This is a genomic window from Aeromicrobium fastidiosum, assembly GCF_017876595.1.
GTDB classification, from domain to species: domain Bacteria; phylum Actinomycetota; class Actinomycetes; order Propionibacteriales; family Nocardioidaceae; genus Aeromicrobium; species Aeromicrobium fastidiosum.
Genome location: NZ_JAGIOG010000001.1, coordinates 2,454,382 through 2,479,651 on the forward strand (window position 1 = coordinate 2,454,382; position 25,270 = coordinate 2,479,651).

29 protein-coding genes are annotated in these 25,270 nt (G+C 70.3%); 16 read left to right on the forward strand and 13 right to left on the reverse strand.

Annotated features, from left to right (window positions below; genetic code table 11):
- Positions 1 to 28: 28 nt before the first annotated feature.
- Positions 29 to 475 carry a DUF2550 domain-containing protein gene (locus JOF40_RS12190; RefSeq protein ID WP_129184971.1) on the forward strand — a complete coding sequence of 149 codons (447 nt, stop codon included), beginning with the start codon at positions 29 to 31 and terminating at the stop codon, positions 473 to 475.
- Between the two features lie 111 nt (positions 476 to 586).
- Complete coding sequence (locus JOF40_RS12195) at positions 587 to 796, forward strand: hypothetical protein (protein ID WP_129184969.1); 210 nt, start codon at positions 587 to 589, stop codon at positions 794 to 796.
- Positions 797 to 837: 41 nt separating this feature from the next.
- Here JOF40_RS12195 and JOF40_RS12200 read toward each other — a convergent pair whose 3' ends face one another.
- Entirely contained in the window at positions 838 to 1,410 is a 573-nt protein-coding gene (locus tag JOF40_RS12200) for a cob(I)yrinic acid a,c-diamide adenosyltransferase (RefSeq protein ID WP_129184967.1), read from the reverse strand.
- Between the two features lie 122 nt (positions 1,411 to 1,532).
- Between JOF40_RS12200 and JOF40_RS12205 the strand changes: the two genes are divergently transcribed.
- Positions 1,533 to 3,506, forward strand: coding sequence for an ethylmalonyl-CoA mutase (locus JOF40_RS12205; protein WP_129184965.1), 1,974 nt, complete (start codon positions 1,533 to 1,535; stop codon positions 3,504 to 3,506).
- A 66-nt stretch (positions 3,507 to 3,572) separates the two neighbouring features.
- On the opposite strand, the gene JOF40_RS12210 is transcribed toward JOF40_RS12205, so the two are convergent.
- The 6 genes from JOF40_RS12210 to JOF40_RS12235 all read right to left on the reverse strand — a co-directional run bounded on the left by JOF40_RS12210 (position 3,573) and on the right by JOF40_RS12235 (position 9,778).
- Positions 3,573 to 4,349: an isocitrate lyase/PEP mutase family protein gene (locus JOF40_RS12210; protein WP_129184963.1), complete on the reverse strand. Its 777-nt coding sequence runs from the start codon at positions 4,347 to 4,349 to the stop codon at positions 3,573 to 3,575.
- Positions 4,350 to 4,386: 37 nt separating this feature from the next.
- Entirely contained in the window at positions 4,387 to 6,825 is a 2,439-nt protein-coding gene (locus JOF40_RS20260; protein WP_129184961.1) for an ABC transporter permease, read from the reverse strand.
- 3 nt (positions 6,826 to 6,828) lie between these two features.
- Entirely contained in the window at positions 6,829 to 7,593 is a 765-nt protein-coding gene (locus JOF40_RS12220) for an ABC transporter ATP-binding protein (protein WP_129184959.1), read from the reverse strand.
- A 127-nt stretch (positions 7,594 to 7,720) separates the two neighbouring features.
- Positions 7,721 to 8,377: a response regulator gene (locus tag JOF40_RS12225; protein ID WP_281286538.1), complete on the reverse strand. Its 657-nt coding sequence runs from the start codon at positions 8,375 to 8,377 to the stop codon at positions 7,721 to 7,723.
- The gene (locus JOF40_RS12230; protein WP_188111921.1) at positions 8,374 to 9,531 is read right to left on the reverse strand and encodes a sensor histidine kinase; all 1,158 of its coding nucleotides are present in this window, start codon (positions 9,529 to 9,531) and stop codon (positions 8,374 to 8,376) included. Before JOF40_RS12230 ends, JOF40_RS12225 begins: the two co-directional genes overlap by 4 nt.
- 106 nt (positions 9,532 to 9,637) lie before the next feature.
- Positions 9,638 to 9,778: a hypothetical protein gene (locus JOF40_RS12235; RefSeq protein ID WP_188111922.1), complete on the reverse strand. Its 141-nt coding sequence runs from the start codon at positions 9,776 to 9,778 to the stop codon at positions 9,638 to 9,640.
- Positions 9,779 to 9,842: 64 nt separating this feature from the next.
- Between JOF40_RS12235 and JOF40_RS12240 the strand changes: the two genes are divergently transcribed.
- A complete protein-coding gene (locus JOF40_RS12240; RefSeq protein ID WP_129184955.1) occupies positions 9,843 to 10,367 on the forward strand; it encodes a ferritin in 525 nt (174 codons plus the stop codon).
- The gene (locus tag JOF40_RS12245) at positions 10,360 to 10,800 is read left to right on the forward strand and encodes an SSI family serine proteinase inhibitor (RefSeq protein ID WP_209674569.1); all 441 of its coding nucleotides are present in this window, start codon (positions 10,360 to 10,362) and stop codon (positions 10,798 to 10,800) included. The genes JOF40_RS12240 and JOF40_RS12245 overlap by 8 nt, the downstream gene beginning before the upstream one ends.
- Positions 10,801 to 10,918: 118 nt before the next feature.
- On the opposite strand, the gene nucS is transcribed toward JOF40_RS12245, so the two are convergent.
- Both nucS and JOF40_RS12255 read right to left on the reverse strand, forming a co-directional pair.
- Positions 10,919 to 11,596: an endonuclease NucS gene (gene nucS / locus JOF40_RS12250; RefSeq protein ID WP_129184953.1), complete on the reverse strand. Its 678-nt coding sequence runs from the start codon at positions 11,594 to 11,596 to the stop codon at positions 10,919 to 10,921.
- On the reverse strand, positions 11,593 to 11,973 hold the full coding sequence (locus JOF40_RS12255; RefSeq protein ID WP_129184951.1) for a hypothetical protein: 381 nt from the start codon (positions 11,971 to 11,973) through the stop codon (positions 11,593 to 11,595). The genes nucS and JOF40_RS12255 overlap by 4 nt, the downstream gene beginning before the upstream one ends.
- Positions 11,974 to 12,054: 81 nt before the next feature.
- Between JOF40_RS12255 and JOF40_RS12260 the strand changes: the two genes are divergently transcribed.
- The 4 genes from JOF40_RS12260 (at position 12,055) to JOF40_RS12275 (ending at position 14,847) form a co-directional block, all read left to right on the forward strand.
- Entirely contained in the window at positions 12,055 to 13,248 is a 1,194-nt protein-coding gene (locus JOF40_RS12260) for a 3-hydroxyacyl-CoA dehydrogenase family protein (protein ID WP_129184949.1), read from the forward strand.
- 139 nt (positions 13,249 to 13,387) lie between these two features.
- Positions 13,388 to 13,735, forward strand: coding sequence for a hypothetical protein (locus tag JOF40_RS12265; protein ID WP_129184947.1), 348 nt, complete (start codon positions 13,388 to 13,390; stop codon positions 13,733 to 13,735).
- A gap of 40 nt (positions 13,736 to 13,775) precedes the next feature.
- Entirely contained in the window at positions 13,776 to 14,045 is a 270-nt protein-coding gene (locus tag JOF40_RS12270; protein ID WP_129184946.1) for an Rv1322 family protein, read from the forward strand.
- A gap of 7 nt (positions 14,046 to 14,052) precedes the next feature.
- Positions 14,053 to 14,847, forward strand: a complete 795-nt coding sequence (locus JOF40_RS12275; protein WP_129184944.1) for an alpha/beta hydrolase — start codon at positions 14,053 to 14,055, stop codon at positions 14,845 to 14,847.
- Between the two features lie 42 nt (positions 14,848 to 14,889).
- Here JOF40_RS12275 and JOF40_RS12280 read toward each other — a convergent pair whose 3' ends face one another.
- The 3 genes from JOF40_RS12280 to mce all read right to left on the reverse strand — a co-directional run bounded on the left by JOF40_RS12280 (position 14,890) and on the right by mce (position 18,030).
- Positions 14,890 to 16,032 (reverse strand): DivIVA domain-containing protein, encoded by a 1,143-nt coding sequence (locus JOF40_RS12280; RefSeq protein ID WP_129184942.1) that lies wholly within the window; start codon positions 16,030 to 16,032, stop codon positions 14,890 to 14,892.
- Positions 16,033 to 16,160: 128 nt separating this feature from the next.
- Positions 16,161 to 17,498 carry a crotonyl-CoA carboxylase/reductase gene (ccrA, locus tag JOF40_RS12285; RefSeq protein ID WP_129184940.1) on the reverse strand — a complete coding sequence of 446 codons (1,338 nt, stop codon included), beginning with the start codon at positions 17,496 to 17,498 and terminating at the stop codon, positions 16,161 to 16,163.
- Between the two features lie 82 nt (positions 17,499 to 17,580).
- Positions 17,581 to 18,030, reverse strand: a complete 450-nt coding sequence (mce, locus tag JOF40_RS12290; protein ID WP_129184939.1) for a methylmalonyl-CoA epimerase — start codon at positions 18,028 to 18,030, stop codon at positions 17,581 to 17,583.
- Positions 18,031 to 18,161: 131 nt separating this feature from the next.
- Here mce and JOF40_RS12295 point away from each other — a divergent pair, with 131 nt between their 5' ends.
- The 7 genes from JOF40_RS12295 (at position 18,162) to JOF40_RS12325 (ending at position 24,309) form a co-directional block, all read left to right on the forward strand.
- Positions 18,162 to 19,352, forward strand: a complete 1,191-nt coding sequence (locus JOF40_RS12295; RefSeq protein WP_129184937.1) for an acetyl-CoA C-acetyltransferase — start codon at positions 18,162 to 18,164, stop codon at positions 19,350 to 19,352.
- A gap of 13 nt (positions 19,353 to 19,365) precedes the next feature.
- Positions 19,366 to 20,322, forward strand: coding sequence for a methylmalonyl Co-A mutase-associated GTPase MeaB (gene meaB, locus JOF40_RS12300; RefSeq protein ID WP_129184935.1), 957 nt, complete (start codon positions 19,366 to 19,368; stop codon positions 20,320 to 20,322).
- Between the two features lie 73 nt (positions 20,323 to 20,395).
- A complete protein-coding gene (locus JOF40_RS12305) occupies positions 20,396 to 20,554 on the forward strand; it encodes a hypothetical protein (protein ID WP_188111923.1) in 159 nt (52 codons plus the stop codon).
- 7 nt (positions 20,555 to 20,561) lie between these two features.
- On the forward strand, positions 20,562 to 21,116 hold the full coding sequence (locus JOF40_RS12310; protein ID WP_188111924.1) for a PH domain-containing protein: 555 nt from the start codon (positions 20,562 to 20,564) through the stop codon (positions 21,114 to 21,116).
- A gap of 63 nt (positions 21,117 to 21,179) precedes the next feature.
- A complete protein-coding gene (locus tag JOF40_RS12315) occupies positions 21,180 to 22,091 on the forward strand; it encodes a tetratricopeptide repeat protein (RefSeq protein ID WP_129184931.1) in 912 nt (303 codons plus the stop codon).
- Positions 22,092 to 22,264: 173 nt separating this feature from the next.
- A complete protein-coding gene (locus JOF40_RS12320; RefSeq protein WP_129184929.1) occupies positions 22,265 to 23,338 on the forward strand; it encodes a hypothetical protein in 1,074 nt (357 codons plus the stop codon).
- On the forward strand, positions 23,335 to 24,309 hold the full coding sequence (locus tag JOF40_RS12325; protein ID WP_188111925.1) for a DUF8094 domain-containing protein: 975 nt from the start codon (positions 23,335 to 23,337) through the stop codon (positions 24,307 to 24,309). Before JOF40_RS12320 ends, JOF40_RS12325 begins: the two co-directional genes overlap by 4 nt.
- A gap of 11 nt (positions 24,310 to 24,320) precedes the next feature.
- Here the strand turns inward: JOF40_RS12325 and JOF40_RS12330 are convergent, their stop codons facing one another.
- Positions 24,321 to 25,181 carry an NUDIX hydrolase gene (locus JOF40_RS12330; protein WP_209674571.1) on the reverse strand — a complete coding sequence of 287 codons (861 nt, stop codon included), beginning with the start codon at positions 25,179 to 25,181 and terminating at the stop codon, positions 24,321 to 24,323.
- Between the last annotated feature and the right edge of the window lie 89 nt (positions 25,182 to 25,270).

A 25,270-nucleotide genomic window follows, 5' to 3' on the forward strand; every position in this document is an offset into this window, starting at 1 on the left:
AGGACTGAGACGACAGGAGGGAATCGGCATGCCGCTGTGGTGGTGGTTGGTCGATTCCCTCCTGTTCGTCGTCGTCCTGCTGGTGCTGCTGGTCGTGGGACTCCTGGTCCGCGGCCGGCTGTTGGCACGATCAGGTGGTGCCTTCGACATGAGCGTCACCCGTGGTGCCGACGCCCGCGCGCAGGGCTGGATGCATGGCCTGGCGGTCTACGGTGAGACCGAGCTGCGGTGGTTCCGCACCTTCTCGCTGTCGTGGCGTCCCCGCTACCGGTTCACCCGGGGCGACGTGCAGGTCGACGGCCGTCGTGAGCCCGTCGGCGACGAGGTACACGCGATCCATCCCGGTCACCTCATCGTGGGCACGAAGCACTCCTCCGGGGTGCAGCAATTCGCGATGAGCCCGAACGCGTTGACGGGGCTGCTGTCGTGGCTCGAGTCGTCGCCTCCGGGCCAGCGGGTCAACAACGTCCTGTAGGAGCCGGATTCGGCGTTTCGGTTGACGGCCTGTCGAGCAGCGCGAGACAATCGGGGGACGTTCTGCGGATTGTCTGATCCGCGCCCCCTGGAACTGTGAAGGTGAATCACCGTGACGAAGCGACTTATCGCTGGCGTGCTCCTGTCAGGCCTGACGCTGTTCGGGATCGCTCCGGTGGCCTCCGCGGCGACGTCGAGCGACAGCTCCGTGGTCAAGGTCGCCAAGGTCAAGAAGCCCAAGGTGCCCAAGGTCATCGACTGGGACGCCCCGGCACCTGCGCCGGGCGGCGGGTTCACGACGCAGCGCATCGACTGGGACTGAGCACCGCCGCTCGTTGATCGCGGCTGACTCGCCTGGGCGAGTCAGCGGTCACCACCCGGGACCCAGAGGACGTCGCCCTCGGCCCGGTTGGCGTGGCGACCGAGGATGAACAGCAGGTCGCTCAGCCGGTTGAGGTACTTCGCCGTCAGCACGTTCATGGTGTCGCCGTGCACCTCGAGCGCAGCCCAGGCCGACCGCTCGGCACGCCGCGTCACGGTGCAGGCGATGTGGATCGAGGCCGCCGCCGGTGTGCCCCCACGCAGGATGAACGACCGCAGCTTCGGCACCTGCTCGTTGTAGTGGTCGCACCAGCCCTCGAGCCGGTCGACGTAGTCGGGCTCGACCCGCAACGGCGGGTACTCGGGGTTCTCGACGACGGGGCACGACAGATCGGCACCGACGTCGAACAGGTCGTTCTGCACGTGCGTCAGCACTGCCACGACGTCTTCGTCGAGCGTCCCGAACGAGAGCGCCATGCCGATCTGGGCGTTCGCCTCGTCGACGTCGGCGTAGGCCGCGATGCGCAGGTCGAGCTTGCTCGTGGTGCTCATGTCGCCGAGGTTGGTGGTGCCGGCGTCGCCGGTGCGCGTGTATATCCGGGTGAGGTTGACCATGACGCTGAGTCTAGGTGGGATCACCGTCGGACGAGCGGGGCCGTGACCCGTCCGGGGTGACAGGCATGTGATCCGCGCCGCAGTATGGCCCCCGCAGGTTACGGAACGGTAACCTGACCCCCATGCCTGACAAGCCCTGGGTGATGCGGACCTACGCTGGACACAGCTCTGCCGCCGAATCGAACGCTCTCTACCGCTGCAACCTGTCGAAGGGCCAGACCGGTCTGTCGGTCGCCTTCGACCTGCCCACGCAGACGGGCTACGATCCCGATCACGAGCTCAGCAGGGGAGAGGTCGGCAAGGTCGGCGTCCCGATCCCGCACCTCGGGGCCATGCGGCGGTTGTTCCAGGACATCCCGCTCGACACCATGAACACGTCGATGACGATCAACGCGACGGCGATGTGGCTGCTGGCGATGTACCAGGTCGCCGCCGAGGAGCAGGGCGTCGACCCGGCGCAGCTCCAGGGCACGACCCAGAACGACATCATCAAGGAGTACCTGTCGCGCGGCACGTACGTGTTCGGTCCCGCGCCGTCGTTGCGCCTGACGACTGACATGATCGCGTACACCGTCAGCACGATCCCGAAGTGGAACCCGCTCAACATCTGCAGCTACCACCTGCAGGAGGCTGGGGCGACGCCCACGCAGGAGCTCGCCTACGCCCTGACCACGGCGATCGCGGTGCTCGACTCGGTGCGCGACTCCGGCCAGGTGCCGCCCGAGGAGTTCGAGAAGGTCGTCGGCCGCATCTCGTTCTTCGTCAACGCCGGCGTGCGCTTCGTCGAGGAGATGTGCAAGATGCGCGCCTTCGGCCGGCTGTGGGACGAGATCACCCGCGAGCGCTACGGCGTCCAGGACCCCAAGATGCGACGCCTCCGCTACGGCGTGCAGGTCAACTCGCTGGGCCTCACCGAGGCGCAGCCCGAGAACAACGTGCAGCGCATCGTCCTCGAGATGCTCGGCGTGACGTTGAGCAAGGACGCCCGGGCCCGGGCCGTGCAGCTGCCGGCCTGGAACGAGGCCCTCGGCCTGCCGCGTCCGTGGGACCAGCAGTGGTCGCTGCGCCTGCAGCAGGTGCTGGCGTTCGAGTCCGACCTGCTCGAGTACGACGACATCTTCGAGGGGTCGGTCGTCATCGAGGCCAAGGTCAGCGAGCTGATCGACGGCGCGAAGGCCGAGATCGACCGTGTCCAGGCGATGGGCGGTGCCGTTGCGGCCGTCGAGTCCGGCTACATGAAGCAGGCGCTGGTCGGATCGCACAGCGAGCGCCGCGCCAAGATCGAGAGCGGCGAGCTGAAGGTCGTGGGCGTCAACTCCTACGTCGAGACCGAGCCGTCGCCGCTGACCGCCGATCTCGACGGCGCGATCATGACCGCCGATCCCGAGGCCGAGCGCAATGCGATCGCCGACGTCCAGGCATGGCGCGAGCAGCGTGACCAAGCAGCCGTCGACGAGTCGCTGCTGCGCCTGCAGCGCGAGGCCAAGTCGGACACCAACTTGATGGAGGCGACCCTCGCGGCCGTCCGCGCGGGCGCGACGGTGGGCGAGTGGGCCGGAGCCCTCCGCGAGGTCTTCGGCGAGTACCGGGCACCCACGGGCGTCAGCGGCGTCGCCAGCATCGCCGAGGCCGGAGCCGAGCTGACCGCGGTGCGTGAGCGCGTCCGGCAGACGGGCGAGCAGCTCGGCACCAGGCTGCGCTTCCTGGTCGGCAAGCCGGGCCTCGACGGACACTCCAACGGTGCCGAGCAGATCGCCGTCCGGGCACGCGACGCGGGCTTCGAGGTCGTCTACCAGGGCATCCGCCTCACCCCTGCGCAGATCGTCGCCGCCGCGGTGGCCGAGGACGTCCACGCCGTGGGCCTGTCGATCCTGTCCGGCTCGCACATGGAGCTCGTGCCCGACGTGCAGGCCGCGATGCGCGACGCCGGCATCGGCGACGTCCCGCTGATCGTGGGCGGCATCATCCCCGAGTCGGACGCCCGCACGATGGAGGCAGCAGGGGTCGCCGCGGTCTTCACGCCCAAGGACTTCGGCATGACGACGATCATGGATCGCATCGTCGACGAGATCCGCAAGGCCAACGACCTGACCTGACGCTGAGCCTGACGTTCTGACGAACACGCCGACGGTGTGTCGGTCAAAACGTCAGGCCCAGCGGGGTCAGTTCAGACCGCGGAAGTCCTCCGGCAGGCCTCCGCCGGCGACGATGTCGGCCGTGAGGTCCTGCAGCGCCATGAGCGCGACGGACTGCGAGGTGGGCCCGTACGACACCCGGGCGACGCCGAGCTCCTGCATGCGGGCCAGCGGCACCGACCCGGGGACGCCGATCAGGGTCAGCTTCTGCGGCCCCCACACCTCGACGATCGCCGAGATGTCGTCCTCCGACAGCTTGCCGGGCACGAAGACCACAGGAGCGCCCGCCGCGAGGTAGGCCGACCCGCGCTCGATGGCGTCCGCGAGCACCTCGGCGTGGGGGCGATCTCCGGCCTTGACGAAGGCGTCGGTGCGGGCGTTCAGCACGAAGTCGATGCCCTCGGCCTGCCCGGCCGCGAGCACCGCCTCGACCGCGGCGATCGACTCGGCCAGCGGCTTCATCTGGTCCTCGAGGTTGGCACCCACGACACCGACCGAGATGGCCTTGCGGGTCGTCTCACCGGGATCGCCGTAGCCCGCTTCGAGATCGGCCGTGACGGGCAGATCGGTGGCCGAGACGACCGTGCCGACGGCCTCGATCATGAGCTCGACCGGGATGTTCTCGCCGTCCTCGTAGCCGTACGCGGCGGCGATCGAGTGGCTGGCGGTGGCGAGAGCCGTGATGCCCTCGACCTCGGAGACGACGCGGGCGCTGATGGCGTCCCACACGTTGACGACCTTCAGCAGCTCGGGAGCGGCGTGCAGGTCGAGGAGCTTGCGGGACTGGGCTTGGATGTCGGTCATGACAACAACGATATGGCCCAGCCCCAGAAGCGCGGGCTCAGTCGGCGACGAGCCCGGCCGCCGGGGGGATGCGCGCAGCCCGCCGGGCAGGCAGGACGCAGGCGACCAGGCCGGCCAGCGCGGCCACGGCCAGGATCGTCGCGATCTGTCCCCACGGCATCGTCAGGCCGGGTTCGGTGTTGAAGACGCCGACCGACGTGGTCCGCACCCCGAACCATGCGTACGCCGTGCCGAGCGCGACGCCCAGCACCGCCGCGACACCTGCCATGAGCAGCGCCTCGATCGCCAGCATGGCCCGTAGACCCGAGCGTCCGAGGCCCAGTGCCCGCAGCAGGGAGCTCTCGCGCACCCGTTCGAGCACCGACAGGCTCAGCGTGTTGCCGACGCCGACCAGGGCGATGAGGACGGCTATCGCGAGCAACCCGATCGTGACGGCCATGACGACGTCCAGGGTCTTGAGGATGTCGGCCCGGTCCGGAAGTCCTCCCGTGACGTCGAGGTCGGCGGTCCTGGCGACGGCCGTGACGTCTCCCACGACGTCCGTCGCATCGGCCGACGGGTCGGCGCGAACCCACACGGCGCGGGTCCCGTCGCCCGTCGCGCCCATCGACTCCAGCGTCTTGGTGCTCACGAGCGGCTGGTCGCCGAGACCTGTTCCGTACAGCACCTTCATGTCCCGGATCTGGCCGGCGATCGAGACCTCGACGGTGTCGCCGGACGGTGACGTCTTGACGCCGTCGACCGTGTACGGCAGGACGATCTCGTCCGGGCCGAGGCGACCGAAGTCGGGCGTCCCGTGGATCAGTCCGAGGGCCCGCTGGTCGACGCCGAGCACGTCGAGGTCCTGCGCGCCGACGCGGACCGACCGGCCCGGCAGCGTGGCGACACCGTCCACCCCGTCGACGCGTCGGATCTCGTCGGCGACACGGTCCGGCACGGGCGCCGTGCTGGAGGTGACCATCAGGTCGACGGGGTTGTTCTTGTCGAGCGAGGTGTTGACCTTGTGCGAGACCGACGCCGACCCCACGACGACGGCCGTGATGAGGGTGACGCCGATCAGCAGGGCCGTCGACGTCGCTGCGGTGCGGCGCGGGTTGCGCAGCGAGTTGGCGTGGGCCAACCGGCCGGCCAGGCCCAGGCGACGCACGATCGGCCCGGTGAGGCGGATGGCCGCAGGCACGATCACGGGCGTCAGGAGCATGAGTCCGACGAACGACAGCATGCCGCCGACCATGCCGACGGGCAGGGAGCCGCCGAGCCCGGCCACGAGCCCGCCCCCGCCGAGGACGACCAGCGTGCTGGCGCTCACGAGCCGCACCGCCCCGGATCGTGAACGGATCTCGACGACGTCCTGCGGCTGCAGGGCGCTGAGCGGCGACTGTGCACCCGCCCTCTGGGCGGGCAGGTACGCGCCGGCGGCCGTCACGGCCACTCCGAGGGCAATCGGCACTGACGCGGCGAGCGGCGTCAATGATGGCCAGCCCATCGGCGTGTCCGGTGAGAGCCGTCCGATCAGTGCCACGCCGGCCATCGCGATGCCGAGGCCCAGCAGCACGCCCGTGACGGCACCCACCGCGCCCAGCACGACACCCTCCAGGACGACCGAGCGGGCGACCTGCGAGCGGACGGCCCCGACGCACCGCAGCAGCGCGAGGTCGCGCGCCCGCTGCGCCAGCAGGATCGTGAACGTGTTCGCGATGACCAGAGCGCCCACGAACAGCGAGATGCCCGCGAAGACGTAGATCAGCTTCTGGAAGACGTCGATGCCGCGGGTCGCGTCGAGGCGCAGGCGCTCGCGGTACGTGTCGCCGATCGTGACGGTGTCGGCACCGAGCTCGCGGTTGACTGTCTCGGCCACGACGAGCGTGTCGCGATCGGTGGCCGCGACGGCGTCCACGGGAAAGGCGGCGTCGCCGAGACCTGCGAACGCCTTCTCCGGGAGGTACGCGGTGGCCGACAGGGAGGCGGCTGGGTCGTCGACCGTCCCCGTGACGGTCAGGCGACGATCGCCGCCGGGGATGTTCAGGGTGATCGTGGAACCGGTTGCGATGTCGTGCTTGGCCGCGTCCGACGACGAGACGGCGACTTCGTCGTCGGTCCGAGGCAGGCGTCCGGTGGCGGCGTGCTGCCAGCGCAGGGCGGACGCGGTGGCCACGCTTCCGAGCGAGATGTCGCGCGGCCCGTCCGGCAGGGTCGCGCTGCCGTAGGCGCTCCAGTTGACGGCGACGGCGCGCACACCGGGCACAGCTGAGACACGGGCGACCTTCTGGCCGAGCTCCTCGACGTTGCCCGTGCCGGGGACGACCAGGTCGGCCGCGCCGTACTGCTCGTCGACGGCCTCGGCCGAGCCGGCCCGTGCTGCCGAGCTCAGGGCGTTGATGGCCACGATGAAGGCCGTGGCGATGACGACCGCGACCAGCGCGGCGACGTACCGACGCGCGTAGGTGCGCATCGAGGCGAGGATGACGGTGCGCACGGGTCAGCCGCCCATCGTGCGCAGGGCGTCGAGCACGTCGTCCTGGGTGGGGGAGTCGAGCTGCCCGGCGACCCGGCCGTCGGCGACCACCACGACGCGGTCGGCATAGGCGGCGGCGGAGGGCTCGTGGGTCACCATGACGACGGTCTGGCCCAGCTCGCGGACGGAGCGGCGCAGGAACTCCAGCACCTCCGCGCTGGTGCGGCTGTCGAGGTTGCCGGTCGGCTCGTCGGCGAAGACGATGCGGGGACGGCTCATGAGCGCCCGGGCGACCGCGACGCGCTGCTGCTGCCCGCCGGACAGCTGGGTGGGTCGGTGCGTGAGGCGATCGGCCAGCCCCAGCACGCCGATCAGCTCGTCGAACCACGTCCAGTCGGGGTCGACGCCGGCCAGGTCGAGCGGCAGCAGGATGTTCTGCTTGGCGGTCAGCATCGGCAACAGGTTGAACGACTGGAACACGAAGCCGACGTGGTCGCGGCGGAATCGCGTGAGCTGGTTGTCCGACATCGCCGCGAGTCGTTGGTCGCCCACCACGACCTCGCCCGACGTGGCCTGGTCGAGGCCCGCGAGGCAGTGCATCAGCGTCGACTTGCCGGAGCCCGACGGGCCCATGATCGCGGTGAACCGCCCGCTCTGGATCGTGAGGTCGACACCGGCGAGCGCGTGCACCTGGGCCTCGCCGGTCCCGTAGACCTTGGTCAGGCCCCGGGTCTCGGCGGCGACGCCGGGCGAGGCGGTGGGATGGTCGAGGACGGGTGACGTGCTCATGCGTGCTCCTGGGCTGGACGATGTGTGCGTCCACCACGCTAGGAAGGATCGGACGCCGAATCGTCAGTCCGTGGGACCATCCGCAGAGACCGGAGTCATACCGCGGTCGTACTCGGCCACCGCCGGCTCAGCCCGCGGGGGCGACCAGCCCGGTGTCGTAGCCCAGCACGACCAGGTGGACGCGGTCGCGCGATCCCGTCTTGGCGAGGATGCGCCCCACGTGGGTCTTGACCGTCGCCTCGGCGAGGAACAGCTCGGCGGAGATCTCCTGGTTCGACCGGCCCCGTGCGATGAGCTCGAGCACCTCGCGCTCGCGCGCCGTCAGGTCAGCGAGGCGAGGGTCGCCGTCTGGCCGGGGTGCCGCCGGCTCGCTCAGGAACCGCTCGAGCATGCGACGGGTCGCGCTGGGTGCGACCACGGCGTCGCCGGCATGGACGTCACGGATCGCGGCGAGCAGGACCTCCGGCGGGGCGTCCTTCAGCAGGAAGGCCGAGGCGCCGGCGTGCAGGGCGCTGTAGACGTACTCGTCGAGGTCGAACGTCGTCAGCACGACGACGCGCGGGCGCTCTCCCCGCGCGGCTATCACACGGGTGGCCTCGACGCCGTCCATGCGGGGCATGCGCACGTCCATCAGCACGATGTCGGCGGCGGTGACGGCGAGCCGCTCGGTCGCCTCTGCGCCGTCACCGGCCTCGCCGACGACCTCCATGTCGTCCTGCGACTCGATCAGCATCCGGAAACCGGCACGGACGAGCTGCTGGTCGTCGACCAGGAAGACCTTCACGGGGCCTCCAGCGGGACGACGGCCGTGACGCGGAACCCGCCGCCGGGCCGTGGTCCGGCCTCGACCTGCCCCGCATGGACGGCGATCCGCTCGCGCATGCCGACGATGCCGTGCCCGGCCCCGTCGTCGGCGACGGTCGATCCGCGTCCGTCGTCGTCGACGCGGATGCGGACCGAGTCGGTCGTCATGCGCACGTCGACCGAGGCGCTGACGTCGGGCCCGCCGTGCTTGAGCGTGTTGGTGAGCGCCTCCTGCACGATCCGGTAGGTCGTCAGGCCCGTCGCGGCGTCGACGCGCCGCAGATCACCCGTGACGTCGAGGGAGATCGTCAGGCCGCTGGCGCGCAGCTGCTCGACGAGGTCGAGCAGGTCGGCCGCCCCGGGCACCGGCGCGAGGGTCGCGTCGGCAGCGGCGTCGTCACGCAGCAGGCCGAGCAGCTTGCGCATCTCGGCGAGCGATGAGCGGCCCGTCGACGAGATGGTGCGCAGGGTCTCGACCGCCTGCTCGGGGCGCCGGCGCGAGGCGTAGAGCGCACCGTCGGCCTGCACGACCATGACCGACAGGCTGTGCGCGACGACGTCGTGCATCTCGCGAGCGATGCGCGCGCGCTCGGCGGCGGTCGCGATCTGGGCCTGCTGCGCGGCGTCGCGCTCGAGCTGGGCCGCGCGGTCCTCCAGGGCGGCGACGTACGCACGCCGGGTGCGCGACAGATATCCGAGCAGCCACGACGCGAAGACGACCGTGGCCAGGGTGACGAGCGAGACCGTCGTCGTCTTGGGGTCGGCACGGCCGCCCATCCAGTCGGCCGTCGCCACGACGGCCCCCAGCAGCCCGGCGACGAGACCGCTCCACACCGCCCACAGCGGCCCGTACGACGCGATCGCGTACAGCGCGAACAGCAGGGCGACGTCGCCGTACCGGGACGTGTCGACCAGGACGGTCTGCGCCGCCAGGAGCAGGCAGATCGTCGCGAACGAGAGCACCGGCGCGCGCCGTCGCAGCACGAGCGGGAGGATCAGCAGCGCATCGAGGATCAGGTCGCCGTTCGCGGACGCCAGGCCGATCAGGATCGGGACGGCCATCAGCGCGCCGGCCAGGACGATGTCGAAGCCGATCGACTCCAGTGGCCGCCAGCCCCGGACACGTTCGCGCATGGCGTCAACCCTAGTGACGTCCGGCGTCGTGCGCGTCCACCCGTGGGATGACCTCAGGCCAGCCATTCCTTCGTGGCGCTGTCGCCCGGCGGTGGCTAGGGTCGAATCAGATCTTGACGAGCTTGCGCTTCTTGACGGTGTAGCCCGCCGGGAGCGTGCCTTCCTTCATCATCCGAAGAGGGCACCGCTTGCAGGCGGGCTTGTCGCTGCAGCACTTCTTCTTCGGCAGCTTCTTGGACTTGGACACGACTCAGACGATACCAGCGTGAGGTGAGGCTCGCCTTATGCGCGACACTAGGAGCATGGGACACATGGCAGCACCAGCATTCGTCGAGCGACTCAACGAGCAGATCGGCCACGAGTTCAGCGCGCACCAGCAGTACATCGCGATCGCGACGTACTACGACGCGCTGACGATGCCCCAGATGGCGGCGCTGTTCTACCAGCAGGCGCAGGAGGAGCGCGATCACGCGATGATGATGGTCCAGTACCTCCTCGACGCCGATCACACCCCGGTCATCCCCGCGCTCCCCGCCCCCCGTGTCGACTTCGCCGATGTCATCGAGCCCGTCGCGGTCGCGCTCGAGCAGGAGAAGCGGGTCACCGAGCAGATCGGCGAGCTGACGCGCATCGCCCGCGACGCCAACGACTTCGCCTCCGACCAGTTCATGCAGTGGTTCATCAAGGAGCAGGTCGAGGAGCTGTCCAAGATGGGCGACCTGCTGGCCGTCGTGACCCGCTCCAAGGCCGACTACGAGCGCATCGAGGACTGGGTCGCCCGCGAGGAGACCGGCGGCGAGACCGATCCCACCGCGCCGAGGATCGCCGGTGCGTAGGGCGGGGCTGGTCGCCGTCTCGTTCGCCGCGATGGCGGCGCTGTCGGCCTGCGGCTCGGATGCCTCGAGCGACGGTGGAGGGTCCGACGGCTCCGGCGCCTCGCCGGCCGCCGGCACGTCTCTGACGATCGCCGTCACGCCCGACGAGGGTGCCACGCCCAAGACCTACCGGCTGACCTGTGACCCGGCCGGGGGAGACCACCCCCAGGCCGAGCAGGCCTGCGACGCGATCGCCGCCGCGGGTGCATCGGTCTTCGAGCCCGTGTCGTCCGACCAGACGTGCACGCAGGTCTTCGGCGGACCGCAGCAGGCCACGGTCAAGGGCACCTACGACGGCAAGGACGTCGACGCGTCGTTCAGCCGCCAGAACGGTTGCGAGATCGACCGCTGGGAGAAGCTCGGCACCACGGTCTTCAACGTCCCCCTGCAGTAGGGCGCGCGGCTTCGCCGCTCCAGCCGTTCGTTCCTCACGGCTGCCGGGCTCCGCCCGGGCGCCTGCCGTCGCTCGCTGCGCTCGCTCGGCCCGGGGTGGCGACGTGGATCGGGTCGAGCTAGAACAGCCGGAGGCTGGGATCGTCGATGCCGCGGAGCTCGTCGTAGTTGACGATGACGCACTCGATGCCGCGATCGGCTGCCAGCACGCGGGCCTGCGGCTTGATCTCCTGGGCCGCGAAGATGCCGCGCACCGGACGCAGGGCGGGGTCGCGGTTCATGAGCTCGAGGTAGCGGGTCAGCTGCTCGACCCCGTCGATGTCGCCGCGGCGCTTGATCTCGACCGCGACAGCGGCGTTGGAGGCGTCGCGGCACAACAGGTCGACCGGTCCGATCGCGGTCATGAACTCACGACGCACGAGGCTCATGCCCGGTCCGAGAGCGGCGGTGTGCTCGGCCAGCAGCTCCTGCAGGTGCTTCTCGACGCCGTCCTTCTGCAGGCCCGGGTCGACGCCCAGCTCGTGGGCCGAGTCGTGCAGCACCTCCTCGATCAGGATGCGCAGGGTGTCATCGGTCTTGCCGGCCGTGACGGTCCACTCGATCGTGCCGTCCTCGGCCATGCCCTCGCGCAGCGTGCACGGCGGGCTCATCCAGTTGAGCGGCTTGTAGGAGCCGCCGTCGGAGTGGATCAGCACCGAGCCGTCGTTCTTGACCATGATGAGGCGCGTGGCCAGGGGGAGGTGCGCCGCCAGCCGACCTGCGTAGTCGACCTGGCAGCGCGCGATGAGGAGTCTCACTCGAGTCGGGTGGCCGTACCGAGCGTGAACTCGAGCGAGTCGCCGGTGATCTTCGCCTTGTCGGTGTTGCCGTCGTCGCCCACCAGCGAGAGCGTGTCGCCGTCGACCTTGTACTTGCCGGTGCGGAAGTCGAGCACGCCCTGGAAGTCCTCGATGAACGTGCCGTCCTCGACGAGGTGCAGGACGTACTGCTCTGACGGGATCTGCCAGTCGCCGCGGAGGGCGACCGCTGCGGGATCCTGCGGATCGACGTCGGGAGCCTCGCTGATCGTGGCCGACGGCGTGGTCGGCGACGTCTGTGGAGCATCCGATCCCTCGGAACCGCAGGCTGTGAGCGTCATCAGGACGGCTCCGGTCACGGCTGTGGCCAGCGTCATACGAACTTTCATTGTTCCCCCTAGGGCGACAGGCAGGGCCACGCTAGTGTGTCACGACCGCTTTATTACTGAGGAGTAGCCATGCAGGAAATCGTCGATCGTCTCACCTCGACTGACCCGGCCGCCGACGTCGCGCGGACGCTGCTGCTGCCCTATCTGAACCACGCAGCCACGATGTATGAGAGTGGCTACGCCACCAGCGACGACATCGACGCCTCGATGCGGTTCGGCTGCGGCTACCCGATCGGCCCGCTGGCCCTCGTCGACGCCCTGGGCGCCCAGACCGTCGTGAACGGCCTGGAGAAGCTGTACGCCGAGACCGGCGACGAGCTGCACCAGCCCGCATCGGTGCTGGCCGACCAGGCGGCGCAGGGCACCTCGTTCGCCGCTGCCGCCGATGCCGATGGCACCTCGGCCCCCCAGCTGCGCCACGAGATCACCACGGTCGGCGTGGTCGGCACCGGCACGATGGCCTCGGGCATCGTCGAGGTCTTCGCCAAGGCCGGCTACGACGTGACCTTCGTGGGACGCGGCGAGGACAAGATCGCCGGCGTCGTCGCCGCGATCACCAAGAGCCTCGACAAGGCCGTGGCCCGGGGCAAGCTCGACGAGGACGGTCGGTCGGACGTCCTGGTACGCCTGACCGGCTCGACCGAGCGCGAGGCCCTCGCCGGCGCCGACATCATCGTCGAGGCCATCGCCGAGGACCTCGACGTCAAGCTCGCACTGTTCGCCGATCTCGATCGCATCGCCAAGCCCGGCGCGATCCTGGCCACGACGACGTCGTCGCTGTCGATCAACGCCTGTGCTGCGGCGACGAGCCGTCCGCAGGACGTCATCGGCATGCACTTCTTCAACCCCGCCGCGATCATGAAGCTCGTCGAGGTCGTCACGGCCGACGACACCTCGGCCGAGGTCGACGAGACGGTGCGGGCGCTGTGCCTGGCCACGGGCAAGCACCCCGTGTCGTGCGGCGACCGTGCTGGCTTCATCGTCAACGCTCTGCTGTTCCCGTACCTCAACGACGCCATCCGTCTGCACGAGGCCGGTGGCGCGAGCCTCGACGAGATCGACGAGGCGCTCAAGGGCACCAAGCTGCCGATGGGCCCGTTCCAGCTGCTCGACGTCGTGGGCAACGACGTGTCGCTCGCGATCCAGCAGTCGTTGGTCGAGACCTTCGGCCACGCGGGCTGGCAGCCCGCGCCGACCCTCGAGCGTCTCGTCGCCGAGGGCAAGCTCGGTCGCAAGACGGGCGAGGGCTTCCACACGTACTGAGTGGTGGTGGGCGCCCACGCGCAGGAGGCGCAGACGTCACGCCCTCCGAGATGTGGTGTCTTTCTCGACGAGGCCGGTAACCCCAGGGGTGCCGGCCTCGTTGCTGTGTGCGGGGGCCGACCAGACGTAGGAGACTCCCATGACGATCGCGACGTATGCCGTCGGCGGAGCGCGCGTGGTCCGGGCACTGTCGATCGGTCTCGCGCTGAGTGTCCTGGTCGCCGTCGTCGCCTTGCAGGCCTTCCAGGCCCAGTACGGCCGCCCGACCGCCCGGGTCGCCACTCGGGCGGACGTCGAGAGTCCTCAGCTCTCCGCAGCCATCGCGCAGCAGGGGGCGCTGGGCCGCCAGTGCTCGACCCGGCCCTCGTTGGCGGACGCGATCCTGTTCCAGGCGAACGGGCAGGACGAGATCAGCGTCGTCACGTTCGACGAGGCGCTGCTCGCGTCGTCGGCGCGATCGGGCTGGATCCGCCGCTACTGCACCTGACCCCTGCGGGTCGGGCGACGGCCGACCCTAGACTTGGCCCATGCCCCGCCGCCGTGTCGCCCGCCCGGCGGCGGCACCCGTCCTGCGGACCAGCTCCGACGCCCGCGAGCACAAGTCGGACGGTGAGTGGTTCGTGCGCACGCTGCGCGGCTCGTCGACCAAGGAGTACCGCTGCCCCGGCTGCTCACAGCTGGTCCGCGTGGGGCTCGCGCACGTCGTCGTGTGGCCCGTCGAGAAGGCCCTGCTGAGCGACGCCGCGATCGACGAGCGTCGCCACTGGCACACCGCCTGCTGGGCGAGGAAGCACTGAGGAACCCATGACCGAACGAATCCGCGGCAACTCCGTCCTGCCCGCCAGGCGTGAGCCGATCACGCTCGAGACGGCCGACGGCCTCCAGCTGGTCGGCGAGCTGGCCCTGCCGCTCGACCGGCCGCCGGTGGCGACCATGATCTGCCTGCACCCCCTGCCGACCCACGGCGGCATGATGGACAGCCACCTGTTCCGCAAGGCGTCCTACCGCCTGCCCGCCCTCGCCGGCATCGCTGTGCTGCGCTTCAACACGCGCGGCACGTCGAGCGTGCAGGGCACCAGCGAGGGCTCGTTCGACAACGGGGTGGGGGAACGGTTCGACGTCGCCGCCGCGGTCGAGCACGCCGAGTTCGCCGACCTGCCGAACATCTGGCTGGTCGGCTGGTCGTTCGGCACCGACCTGACGCTGATGTACGGGTTGGAGCCGTCGGTGCAGGGCATCGTGCTGCTGTCGCCACCGCTGCGCTACTCCCGCCCCGAGCACCTCACGGCCTGGGCCGAGTCGGGCCGGCCGGTCACGGCGCTGGTGCCCGAGCACGATGACTACCTGCAGCCTGCCGAGGCGCGAGAGCGCTTCGCGGCGATCCCGCAGGCCGAGGTCGTCGGCGTCGACGGGGCCAAGCACCTGTGGGTGGGTGACTCAGAGCGCGCTCTGGACGAGATCACGCGCCGCCTCGTGCCCGATGTCGCCGTCCCGCTGCCCAACACCTGGGACGGCCCGATGGACCGCGCGGACTCATCGGCCTACGCCGACCGCACCGTGGCGGCCTTCAAGGACGTCCCGGTGCAGCCGGCCGACTGATCCGTGCCCCCCGCACTCGTCGGGCGCGGGGGTCGTGCCAGGTCAGCTGGAGCTCGAGGCCGATGACTCGTCGTCGACCTCATCGGCCTCAGGCTCGTCGGTGTCGGCAGCGGCGGTGCTGGCCTCGGTGGCCGGCGGCTCGGTCGCGGCTCCCGGGGCGAAGGTCGCCACGATGTCGCGCAGCTGACCCATCTGGGCCATGATGCCGTCGCGCTTGCGCTGCAGCTCCTCGACCTCGGCCCGCAGCGACCGGGTCTGGCGCTCGGCGTCGGTCGTGGCCGTCGCGCGGATCTTCTGGGCCTCGGCGCTGGCGCTCGACACCTGCTGCGACGCCTCGGTCTTGGCGTTCTCGAGCAGGCGTGCCGCGTCGGCACTGGCGGCCTCGCGCGACTTGGTGGCCTGCGCCATCATCTCGCGGGCCCGCTCGTCGGCGGCCTTGGCGCGGGTCTCGGCGTCCTGAACGAGCTTGCCGGTCTGCTCCATCGCGGACGCGTGGTTCTCGGACGCCTCGCGGGCCAGGCGCTCCTTCTCGACCGCGAGCACGCGACGCGCCTCGGTGACCTCGCGGTCGGCGGCGGCGCGCGCCTGCTCGACCTCGCGGGTCGCGCCGAGTCGGGCGTTCTGCGCGTCCTGCTCGGCGGCGAGCTTGACCTGTGCGGCCTCGCGCTCGGCCTGGGCGCGGAGGTCCTCGGTGTGGGCCACGGCATCGGCGTGCATCGCCTCGGCGTCCTCGAGCAGCTGCTTGCGCTTCTCCTCGAGCTCGACGACGGCCCGTCCGCGCATCTCCTCGGCGTCGTGGTTGGCCGTGGCGCGCACCATGGCGGCTTCTTCCTCGGCCTTCTTGACGAGCTCGTCGGCCTCGCGGATCGCCCGGTTGCGGACGTCTTCGGCCTCCTGCTCGGCCAGGCCGAGCAGCTGGGCCGCGTGGTTGCCGAGGCCCGTGTAGGTGGGCTTCTCGACGGCCTCGACGCGATCCTTCAGGTTCTCGATCGTCTCGCGCAGCGTCTCGTTCTCGTCCTGGCTCGCGCGCAGGCTGTCGGCGACGCGCTGCAGCTCGGCGTTCTGGGTGCGCACCCATGCGTCGACGGCGTCGCTGTCGTAGCCGCCCCGGCGCGCCAGCGGGAACGACGCGTCGTTGGAGCTCGAGGAGGAGTCGAAGATGGACAAACCGGGCTGGTCGGACATGCTGATCCCATTCGTGGCGGCGGACGTGAAGCGGTCTCGTGCGGGCGGTGCGAGTCCACCCTACCTGCCGAAAAGGGGCACCCGGTCGGCTGTCGTCAGCCGCGTGGGTGCCCCTCGTCGGTCGTGGATCAGATGCCGCGGAAGCGGTTGATCTCGGTCAGGAACTGGGCGCGCTTGGCCTCGTCGCGGACGCCCAGGCCCTCCTCGGGTGCCAGGCACAGGACGCCGACCTTGCCCTGGTGGAGGTTGTGGTGGACGTCGAGCGCCGCCTGGCCGGTCTGGTCGAGCGTGTAGACCTTCGACAGGGTCGGGTGGATCAGTCCCTTGTCGATCAGGCGGTTGGCCTCGAAGGCCTCGCGGTAGTTGGCGAAGTGCGAGCTCTTGATGTTCTTGAGGTTCATCCAGAGGTAGCGGTTGTCGTACTGGTGCATGTAGCCCGAGGTCGACGCGCAGGTGATGATCGTGCCGCCCTTGCGGGTGACGTAGACCGACGCGCCGAAGGTCTCGCGTCCCGGGTGCTCGAAGACGATGTCGGGGTCCTCGCCGCCCGTGAGCTCGCGGATCTTCTTGCCGAACCGCTGCCACTCCTTGGGATCCTGGGTGTTCTCGTCCTTCCAGAACGTGTATCCCTCCGCGGAGCGGTCGATGACGTGCTGGGCACCCAGCGAACGCACGATCTCGGCCTTCTCGGGCGACGAGACGACGCACACGGGGATGGCTCCTCCGTTGAGGGCCATCTGCGTCGCGTACGAGCCGAGGCCTCCCGAGGCGCCCCAGATCAGGACCACGTCGCCCTGCTTCATGTGGGCACCGTTCTTGGAGACCAGCTGGCGGTAGGCCGTCGCATTGACGAGGCCCGGGCTGGCCGCCTCCTCCCACGTCAGGTGGTCGGGCTTGGGCAGCAGCTGGTTGGACTTGACGATCGCGAGCTGCGCGAGGCCGCCGAAGTTGGTCTCGAAGCCCCAGATGCGCTGCTGCGGGTCCATCATCGTGTCGTCGTGGCCGTCGGGGCTCTCCAGCTCGACCGACAGGCAGTGCGCGACGACCTCGGCACCGGGCTTCCAGGCGTTGACGCCGGGGCCCGTGCGCAGGACGACGCCGGCGAGGTCGGAGCCGACGACGTGGTACGGCAGGTCGTGGCGCTTGGTGAACTCCGACAGCTTGCCGTAGCGCTCGAGGAAGCTGAACGTCGAGACGGGCTCGAAGATCGACGTCCACACGGTGTTGTAGTTGATCGCGCTGGCCATGACGGCGACCAGGGCCTCACCGGGGGCGAGCTCGGGAACCGGCACGTCGTCGAGGTGCAGGCTCTTGCGGGGGTCCTTGTCGCGGCTAGCGAGCCCCGCGAACATGTCGACCTCGTCCTTGTGGACGGTGATGCCCTTGTAGGTCTCGGGAAGGGGGATCGCCGCGAAGTCCTCCGCGGCGGTGTCGCCCGCAAGGATGGCGTCGAGGATCTGCTGCACGGTGTGACCTCCAGGTAGATATTGCCGGAAGGTTACCGAGTCGTAACCTCGAGCGTCACCCGTGCGGTGTGTGATCCGGCACTCAGTGCGTTGACGCCTTGGCGGGCTCGACGAGCTCGACCAGAACGCCGCCCGCGTCCTTGGGGTGGACGAAGTTGACCCGCGAGTCGGACGTGCCTCGCTTGGGCGCGTCGTAGAGCAGCCGGACGCCGCGCTCGCGCAGGATCGCCGACACCGCCTCGATGTCGGCGACGCGGTACGCCAGCTGCTGGATGCCCTGTCCGTTGCGCGCGATGAACTTGGCGATCGTCGACTCCTCGCTGAGGGGCGCGAGCAGCTGGATGCGGGTGTCGGAGTCGCCGACGGCGAGCATCGCCTCGCGGACGCCCTGCTCCTCGTTGACCTCCTCGTGGACCGAGTGGAGGCCGAACGTCGTGGCGTAGAACTCCAGCGCGTCGTCGAGATCGGGCACGGCGATGCCGACGTGGTCGATGGTCAACAGCAGGTGCGCGGGCACGAGGGGCTCAGTCATGTGGAGCAGCGTAGAGCAGCCCGCGGACTCCGGCAGGGGTGATCCGGCGCACACCGCCTCGACGCCACGTTACCGATGGGTAAAGTGCAGATCACTCTCTTGTCTGAGACTGCCTTCCATAGGAGCTACCCATGACCCAGTCCGTCATCGTCGCCGGCGCGCGCACCCCGATCGGCCGCCTGCTCGGCGGTCTCAAGACCCTCTCCGGGTCCGACCTCGGCGGCCTTGCCATCAAGGGCGCGCTCGAGAAGGCCGGTGTCTCCGGCGACCAGGTCGACTACGTGATCATGGGCCAGGTGCTGCAGGCCGGCGCCGGCCAGGTGCCCGCCCGTCAGGCGGCCCACAAGGGCGGCATCCCGCTGAACGTCCCGGCCCTGACGATCAACAAGGTGTGTCTGTCGGGCATCAACGCGATCGCCCTGGCCGACCAGCTGATCCGCGCGGGCGAGTACGACATCGTCGTCGCGGGTGGCCAGGAGTCGATGACCCAGGCGCCCCACATGCTGCTCGGCTCGCGCGAGGGCACCAAGTACGGCGACACCAAGCTCGTCGACCACATGGCCGCCGACGGCCTCTGGGACGCCCTGACCGACCAGGCCATGGGCGGCCTGACCGAGCAGATCAACGCCGAGAAGCAGCAGTTCACCCGCGAGCAGCAGGACGCCTTCAGCGCCGCGTCGCACCAGAAGGCCGCCGTCGCGCAGAAGAACGGTGTCTTCGACGAGGAGATCGTCCCCGTCGAGATCCCCACGCGCAAGGGCGACCCGATCGTGGTGTCCGCCGATGAGGGCGTCCGCGGCGACACGACGACCGAGTCGCTGGGCAAGCTGCGTCCCGCCTTCGACAAGGCCGGCACGATCACGGCCGGCTCGGCCAGCCAGATCTCCGACGGCGCTGCCGCCGTCGTGGTCATGAGCAAGGCCAAGGCCGAGGAGCTCGGCCTGTCGTGGATCGCCGAGATCGGTGCCGCCGGCACGGTCGCCGGCCCCGACTCGAGCCTGCAGAGCCAGCCCGCCAACGCCATCGCCCTGGCGTGCCAGAAGGAGGGCATCACGCCCGCCGATCTCGACCTCGTCGAGATCAACGAGGCGTTCGCGGCCGTCGGCATCGCCAGCACCGCCGAGCTCGGCATCAGCGACGACATCGTCAACGTCAACGGCGGTGCGATCGCACTGGGTCACCCCATCGGCGCCAGCGGGGCCCGCATCGCCCTGCACCTGGCGCTCGAGCTGGGTCGTCGCGGCGGTGGCGTCGGTGCGGCGGCGCTGTGCGGCGGCGGTGGCCAGGGCGACGCCCTGATCCTGCGCGTCCCCCAGAAGTAGTCGAGCAGCTCGCGTGGCTCGCCCCGAGGTCGACGTCGCCGCACTCGTCGCGGCAGCGACCGAGGGGCAGCCGCGCGCCGTCGCCCGGCTGATCTCGCTGGTCGAGGACCGGTCGGCGTCGCTGCGTGAGGTCAGCGCGGCGCTGACGCCGTTGGCCGGCCGCGCGCACATCGTCGGCATCACGGGCTCGCCTGGGGTCGGCAAGTCGACGTCGACCTCGGCGCTCGTGACGGCCCTGCGTGCCCAGGGTCGTCGCGTCGGCGTGCTCGCTGTCGACCCCACGTCGCCGTTCTCCGGGGGAGCGCTGCTCGGCGACCGCGTGCGCATGCAGGACCACGCGCTCGACGACGGCGTCTTCATCCGGTCGATGGCCAGCCGTGGTCACCTCGGCGGCCTGTCCGCGACCGCGCCCCAGGCCCTGCGGGTGCTCGACGCAGCCGGCTGCGACGTCGTGCTGGTCGAGACCGTCGGGGTGGGACAGTCGGAGGTCGAGATCGCCGGACTGGCCGACACGACCATCGTGCTGCTGGCTCCCGGCATGGGAGACGGCATCCAGGCCGCCAAGGCCGGCATCCTCGAGATCGGCGACGTCTTCGTGGTCAACAAGGCCGATCGCGACGGAGCCCAGGCCACCCGTCGCGAGCTGCGGTCGGTCATCGCGATGACCGACCGCGCCGACGGGTCGTGGACCCCGCCGATCCAGCTCACAACGGCCACGACGGGCGAGGGGGTCGACGAGGTGGTCGACGCCATCACGGCTCACCGCGAGCACCTCGACGTCTCGGGCCAGCTGACGCGTCGCCGCCTGGCCCGCATCCGTCGCGAGATCGAGGGCCTGGCACTCGCCGAGGTGCGGGCGCGCTTCGACCACCTGTCGGGCGACGCGCGGCTCGACACGCTCGCAGACCAGGTGCTGGCAGGGGCCACCGATCCCTTCGCCGCGGCCGACACGCTGGTGGAGACGCTTTAGGACGACACGGGTCGCGCCGTTCCCATCGGCGCGCCTGCCGCGGATCGCCGCGTGGCCCCGGCACACTGATCGGGTGCTGAAGAAGGTCATCACGCTGCTCGTGGTCGGGTTCATCGTCTACTACCTGTTGAACACACCAGCCAGCGCCGCCGACGCCGTGAGCGATGCTTTCGGCGCGGTCATGGACGCCTTCCGCCAGTTCGGGGTCTTCTTCAACGAGCTGGTCGAGTAGTCCTGCCATGATCCGGGCGCTGCTCGACTGGATCCTGGAGCTCCTGCCCGATCACGACATCGACGGCAACCTGCTCCAGAACCCGACCGAGCACAAGGTGGGGGAGTACGCCCACCACCCCGTGGTCTACGCCCGCGCCGTCGCCGAGCTCGTGGGTGCCGTGGTGCTGCTGGTGCTGGCCGTCGTCGGGCCGGCCGTCATCGGCTGGCTCCCGCTGCTGCTCGCCGCCGGCCTGGTCGTCCACGCCGCGTACCTCTGGTTGCGCGACCGGCGCGACATCTTCGTGCTGACCGACATGCGCGTCTTCCGTGTCACGGGCATCTTCTCGACCAAGCGCGCGACCGTGCCGATCAACCGCATCCTCGACGTGACGGTCGAACGTCCCCTCCTCGGGCGCTGGCCGTTCTCGTACGGCCACATGACCTTCGAGTCGGCGGCGCAGGAGCAGGGCGTGCGCCACATCCGCTACATCGCCGACGTCGACGTCATCGACCACGCGATCCAGAAGGTCGTGCAGGACGCGGGCCTGCGCGGCCGCCGTCCTGACCAGCACTTCACCTAGCCAGCACTTCAGCTGAGGGCGAGGGGCTCGGGCGGGTTGCCGGAGCGTTCATACAATGGCTGCATGAACTTCTCACGTCCCGGTGCCATCGACCTCTCAGCACTCAAGCAGCCGGCCCAGCGGTCCGCCGCGCCCGCCGCCGCGGCAGGTGGGGGCTCGTACGTCATCGACATCGACGAGACGACGTTCCAGACCGCGGCCCTCGAGGCGTCGATGTCGTACGTCGTCGTGCTGGGCCTGTGGTCGTCGCGCTCGCCGCAGAGCGGCGCGTTCAACGACTCGCTCGCCACGGTCATCAACTCGTACGGCGGCCAGATCGTCCTCGCCCGCATCGACGTCGACGCCAATGCGCAGATCGCCCAGGCGCTCCAGGTGCAGGGCGTCCCGTACGTCGCCGGCCTCGTGAAGGGGCAGCCGGTTCCCCTGTTCCAGGGCACGGTCGACGAGACGGAGATGCGCCGCTACTTCGACGAGCTGGTCCGGCTCGCTGCCGAGAACGGGCTGACGGGTCGCGCGCAGCCCTCTGGTGCGACCGCTGACACTGCCGAGACCGAGGAGCCCGACGACCCTCGCTTCGCCGCGGCAGAAGAGGCGTTCATGGCCAGCGACTTCGACACTGCGGTCGCCGAGTACGAGAAGCTGCGCGTGCAGTACCCGGCCGATGTCGAGGTGGCCGAGCGGCTTGCCCGCGTCAAGTGGCTGTCGCGCATCCGCGGTGCCGACCTGCAGGCGGCGCGCGCGGCGGCCGCCGACAGTCCGGACGATGTCGACGCCCAGTTGCTCGTGGCCGATCTCGACGTCAGCGGCGGCCACGTCGAGGACGCCTTCGACCGGCTCATTGCGTTGGTGCGCGTCACGGCCGGCGACGAGCGCGAGCGCGTCCGCGAGCGGCTGCTCGAGCTCTTCACGGTCGTCGGCATCGCCGATCCCGCGGTCATGACGGCGCGTCGGGCCTTGGCATCCGCTCTGTTCTGAGTCGTTGCCGGCCTCGGGCGACGAGAAAATCTGGGTTGGTCCGCACAGGTGCGGACCAACCCAGATTTTTCCCTCTCGCGGCGGGCCTCAGCCTCACGGCGGGGCGGGCTGGCGGAGGGTAGGGTCGCAGGCGCGTCACCGCTCGGGGTGACCCCCCCTGAGAGTGAGTGTCGATGCGGACGAGATCGGGCTGGGCGCTGTCGGTGCTCGGCGTGCTGATCGCTCTCGCCGGTGCAGCGGTCATGGTGGTGCTCGGCCCCGACAGCCGCATGACGACGGGCCCGCACGCGATCGAGACCGATGACATCGCGGTCGTGACCGCGCCGAAGGTCATCCGCTGGGCCGACGTCCAGGTCGACGTGCTGGCGGAGGTGCCGGTGCGCAAGCCGGTGTTCATCGGCATCGGCAACGCCGTCGACGTCCAGGACTACGTGTCCAAGACGCAGCGGCTCGAGATCACGAGCTTCACGAGGCCCTGGTCGATCTCGTCACGGTCCGTCGAGGGCCAGCCCAACCTGCCGGGCGCGCCCACCGCGATCGACTGGTGGATCGACAGCGCGGCCGGGCTGGGCGGAGCCTCGATCAGCACGCGGCTGCCCGACGAGACGGTGTCGATCGCGATCCTCTCGGTCGGGTCGTCCAACCTGTCCGGGCTCGAGGTCACGCTCGCCTACGGCGTCAAGGGCGGATTCTCCCGGGGGCTGGCGGCGGTGCTGATGGGACTCGCGGTGGTGTGGATCGGCGTGCTGGTGCGGCGCGGGACGTGGCCGGCTGTCGTGGTCGACGAGGACGAGGACGACGACGAGGCGTATGACGACCCCGACGGCCAGGACGTCGAGGAGGTCGAGGAGGTCGTGGTCTACGTCTACGTGGACGACGACGGCGTGGAGCACGAGCTGACCGCCGAGGAGGCCGCTGAGCTCGAGCTCGACGACGAGGTGGTCGTCGAGGTCGTGGAGGAGGTCTCCGGGATCGGTGCCGACGTCGCCGCGAAGGACGAGGACGCGGCGCTGCCGACGGTTCCGCAGGTCACGGTGCCGGGGGTGCCCACCGCGGCCGACATCGCGGCGGGTCTCGACGAGCCGGGTATCGACAAGCTGGTGCCCGGTGCGTCGCGAGAGACCGACACCGAGCCCGAGGGGGTGGTCTATGTGTACGTCGACGACGACGGCGTGGAGCACGAGATCAGCGAGGAAGAGCTCGCCGAGTTCGAGGTCGTCGACGACGACGAGGAGGATCGGTCATGAGGCGCATCGTCCCGGCGATCGTCTGCTCCCTGGCCCTGTCGGCGTGCGCGGTGCCGCACCACCGAGACGACATCACGGTCGAGAAGACAGCGGCTCGCCAGAGCGAGGTCACCGAGATCTTCGACCGCTACCGGGAGGTCCGCAGATCCGCGGTCGAGCTGCTCGACCCCAAGCCGTTGTCGACCGTCGAGACGGGTGCCGTGCTCGCGATCGACTCCGGCTCGTTCGAGGTCTCGCAGCGGCTGGCGCAGACCCAGGAGGGCGACACCGGCGCGGTCGAGGTGACCGATGTCGAGGTGCCGCGTTTCGCCCAGTACCCCCTGTGGTTCTACGCCGTGGTGCGCGACCCCGAGCTCGGCGTCAATCGCGTGCAGATCTTCGAGCGCGCGTCCTCGGTCGACCCCTGGTTGCTGACGGCGAGCCCCGAGACGCTGGCCGCGACGAGCCTGCCGCCGATCCGCCGGTCCTCCGGGGCGGCGCTGACCGTGGCCGCCGACGACGGCACGGGCATGTCGATGTCGCCCCAGGACGCGGCCGCCGCCTACGCGGCCGTGCTGGCCGACCCGAAGGCCGAGGAGGCGGCCGACATCCCCGACGACTCGTTCATCCGGCAGATGCGCTCGACCGCGCAGACGAGTGCGGCGTTGAAGGACGTGCAGTTCAGCCAGACGTGGGAGGCGCAGGACGTCTCGTACGCGCTGCGCACGACCGACGGCGGGGCGCTCGCGTTCGTCACCCTGCTGCGCAAGGACACCTACACCGTCGACGACGGCCTGACCGTCACGTGGCCCGAGGGCTCACCCCAGCGGGCGTTCCTGTCCGAGGGCATCTCGGGCTCGGGGACGCTCAGCTATCTGCACCAGGTGCTGCTGTACCTGCCGGGCGGCAAGGGGGCACCGCGGGCGCTGGGGCAGTACGGCGGTGTCGTGAGCGGTGAGGGCGGCGAGAGCGGGGCGACCGGCGTCCGCTGACCGCCCGCTACTTACTCGGCCTGCTTGGGTGCCTCGCGGTAGGTCGGCAGCGAGCCGGCCTCGACGGCCTCGAGCAGCTCGATCGCGGCACCCGTCGCCCGGTCGCGGATGTCGGCGGGGTCGCACCAGTGCACGGCCTTGATCTCGGTGGGCTGCAATGACATCCCGTCGGTGATGTCGCTGTCGACGACGCCCAGGTCGAACAGGAAGATGCACGCATCGTCCCAGCCGCGCCAGGCCGGCAGCCAGTTGACGGTCAGCAGGCGGCGCACCTCGACGGTGATGCCGAGCTCCTCCTGCAGCTCGCGCACCAGGCCGACCGACGGTGCCTCGCCCACCTCCACGACGCCGCCGGGCAGGTCCCACTCCTGCTTGTACGTCAGCTCGCACAGCAGCACGCGGCCCTGCTCATCGCGCACGAGTCCCTGGCTGATGACCCGCTTGGTCGGCAGGCCGGCGTTGAGGATCGCGATGAAGCCGTCGCGGGACTCGGCCGCGGGGTCGTCGCTGAGGCGCGCCATCAGCACGTCATCGGGTCCGTCGCCCGGCAGCCGCACGATGCCCTCGCGGCGTAGGCCGGCGATGGAGGCAGCGCGGACGTCGCGAGTCGCGTCGGCCGACAGGCGCACCTCGACCCGTCCGACGCCGAGGGTCGCGAACGCGTGACCGATCGCGAGCCGCAGCGCGCGGGCCACGACGAAGGGCTGCTCGATGCGGGACTTCCAACGGATCGAGGCCGTGCCGGCCGTCTCGGCGCGCAGCGCGACGGTGCCGACCCGTTCGCCGTCGAGCACGATCGCGAAGCCGGTGAACTCCTCGGAGCCTGACGTCGGCTCGAGGGTGAGGTCGTCGTCGCGGAGGCTCGCAGGCATGGGCTCAGGCTATCGGGAGGGGTGGGACACGGCTCAGCCGTGCGGCCGGCGTATCGCCAAGAACCCTTTGCAAAATATTCTTTGCGGTC

Excerpts from the sequence above, each read along its gene's own strand:
- JOF40_RS12190 (WP_129184971.1), top strand. The coding sequence starts at position 29 with ATGCCGCTGTGGTGGTGGTTGGTCGATTCCCTCCTGTTCGTCGTCGTC.
- JOF40_RS12200 (WP_129184967.1), bottom strand. The coding sequence starts at position 1,410 with ATGGTCAACCTCACCCGGATATACACGCGCACCGGCGACGCCGGCACC.
- JOF40_RS12205 (WP_129184965.1), top strand. The coding sequence starts at position 1,533 with ATGCCTGACAAGCCCTGGGTGATGCGGACCTACGCTGGACACAGCTCT.
- JOF40_RS12210 (WP_129184963.1), bottom strand. The coding sequence starts at position 4,349 with ATGACCGACATCCAAGCCCAGTCCCGCAAGCTCCTCGACCTGCACGCC.
- JOF40_RS12220 (WP_129184959.1), bottom strand. The coding sequence starts at position 7,593 with ATGAGCACGTCACCCGTCCTCGACCATCCCACCGCCTCGCCCGGCGTC.
- JOF40_RS12230 (WP_188111921.1), bottom strand. The coding sequence starts at position 9,531 with ATGCGCGAACGTGTCCGGGGCTGGCGGCCACTGGAGTCGATCGGCTTC.
- JOF40_RS12240 (WP_129184955.1), top strand. The coding sequence starts at position 9,843 with ATGGCAGCACCAGCATTCGTCGAGCGACTCAACGAGCAGATCGGCCAC.
- JOF40_RS12255 (WP_129184951.1), bottom strand. The coding sequence starts at position 11,973 with ATGACGCTGGCCACAGCCGTGACCGGAGCCGTCCTGATGACGCTCACA.
- JOF40_RS12260 (WP_129184949.1), top strand. The coding sequence starts at position 12,055 with ATGCAGGAAATCGTCGATCGTCTCACCTCGACTGACCCGGCCGCCGAC.
- JOF40_RS12265 (WP_129184947.1), top strand. The coding sequence starts at position 13,388 with ATGACGATCGCGACGTATGCCGTCGGCGGAGCGCGCGTGGTCCGGGCA.
- JOF40_RS12270 (WP_129184946.1), top strand. The coding sequence starts at position 13,776 with ATGCCCCGCCGCCGTGTCGCCCGCCCGGCGGCGGCACCCGTCCTGCGG.
- JOF40_RS12275 (WP_129184944.1), top strand. The coding sequence starts at position 14,053 with ATGACCGAACGAATCCGCGGCAACTCCGTCCTGCCCGCCAGGCGTGAG.
- JOF40_RS12280 (WP_129184942.1), bottom strand. The coding sequence starts at position 16,032 with ATGTCCGACCAGCCCGGTTTGTCCATCTTCGACTCCTCCTCGAGCTCC.
- mce (WP_129184939.1), bottom strand. The coding sequence starts at position 18,030 with ATGACTGAGCCCCTCGTGCCCGCGCACCTGCTGTTGACCATCGACCAC.
- JOF40_RS12295 (WP_129184937.1), top strand. The coding sequence starts at position 18,162 with ATGACCCAGTCCGTCATCGTCGCCGGCGCGCGCACCCCGATCGGCCGC.
- JOF40_RS12310 (WP_188111924.1), top strand. The coding sequence starts at position 20,562 with ATGATCCGGGCGCTGCTCGACTGGATCCTGGAGCTCCTGCCCGATCAC.
- JOF40_RS12315 (WP_129184931.1), top strand. The coding sequence starts at position 21,180 with ATGAACTTCTCACGTCCCGGTGCCATCGACCTCTCAGCACTCAAGCAG.
- JOF40_RS12320 (WP_129184929.1), top strand. The coding sequence starts at position 22,265 with ATGCGGACGAGATCGGGCTGGGCGCTGTCGGTGCTCGGCGTGCTGATC.
- JOF40_RS12325 (WP_188111925.1), top strand. The coding sequence starts at position 23,335 with ATGAGGCGCATCGTCCCGGCGATCGTCTGCTCCCTGGCCCTGTCGGCG.
- JOF40_RS12330 (WP_209674571.1), bottom strand. The coding sequence starts at position 25,181 with ATGCCTGCGAGCCTCCGCGACGACGACCTCACCCTCGAGCCGACGTCA.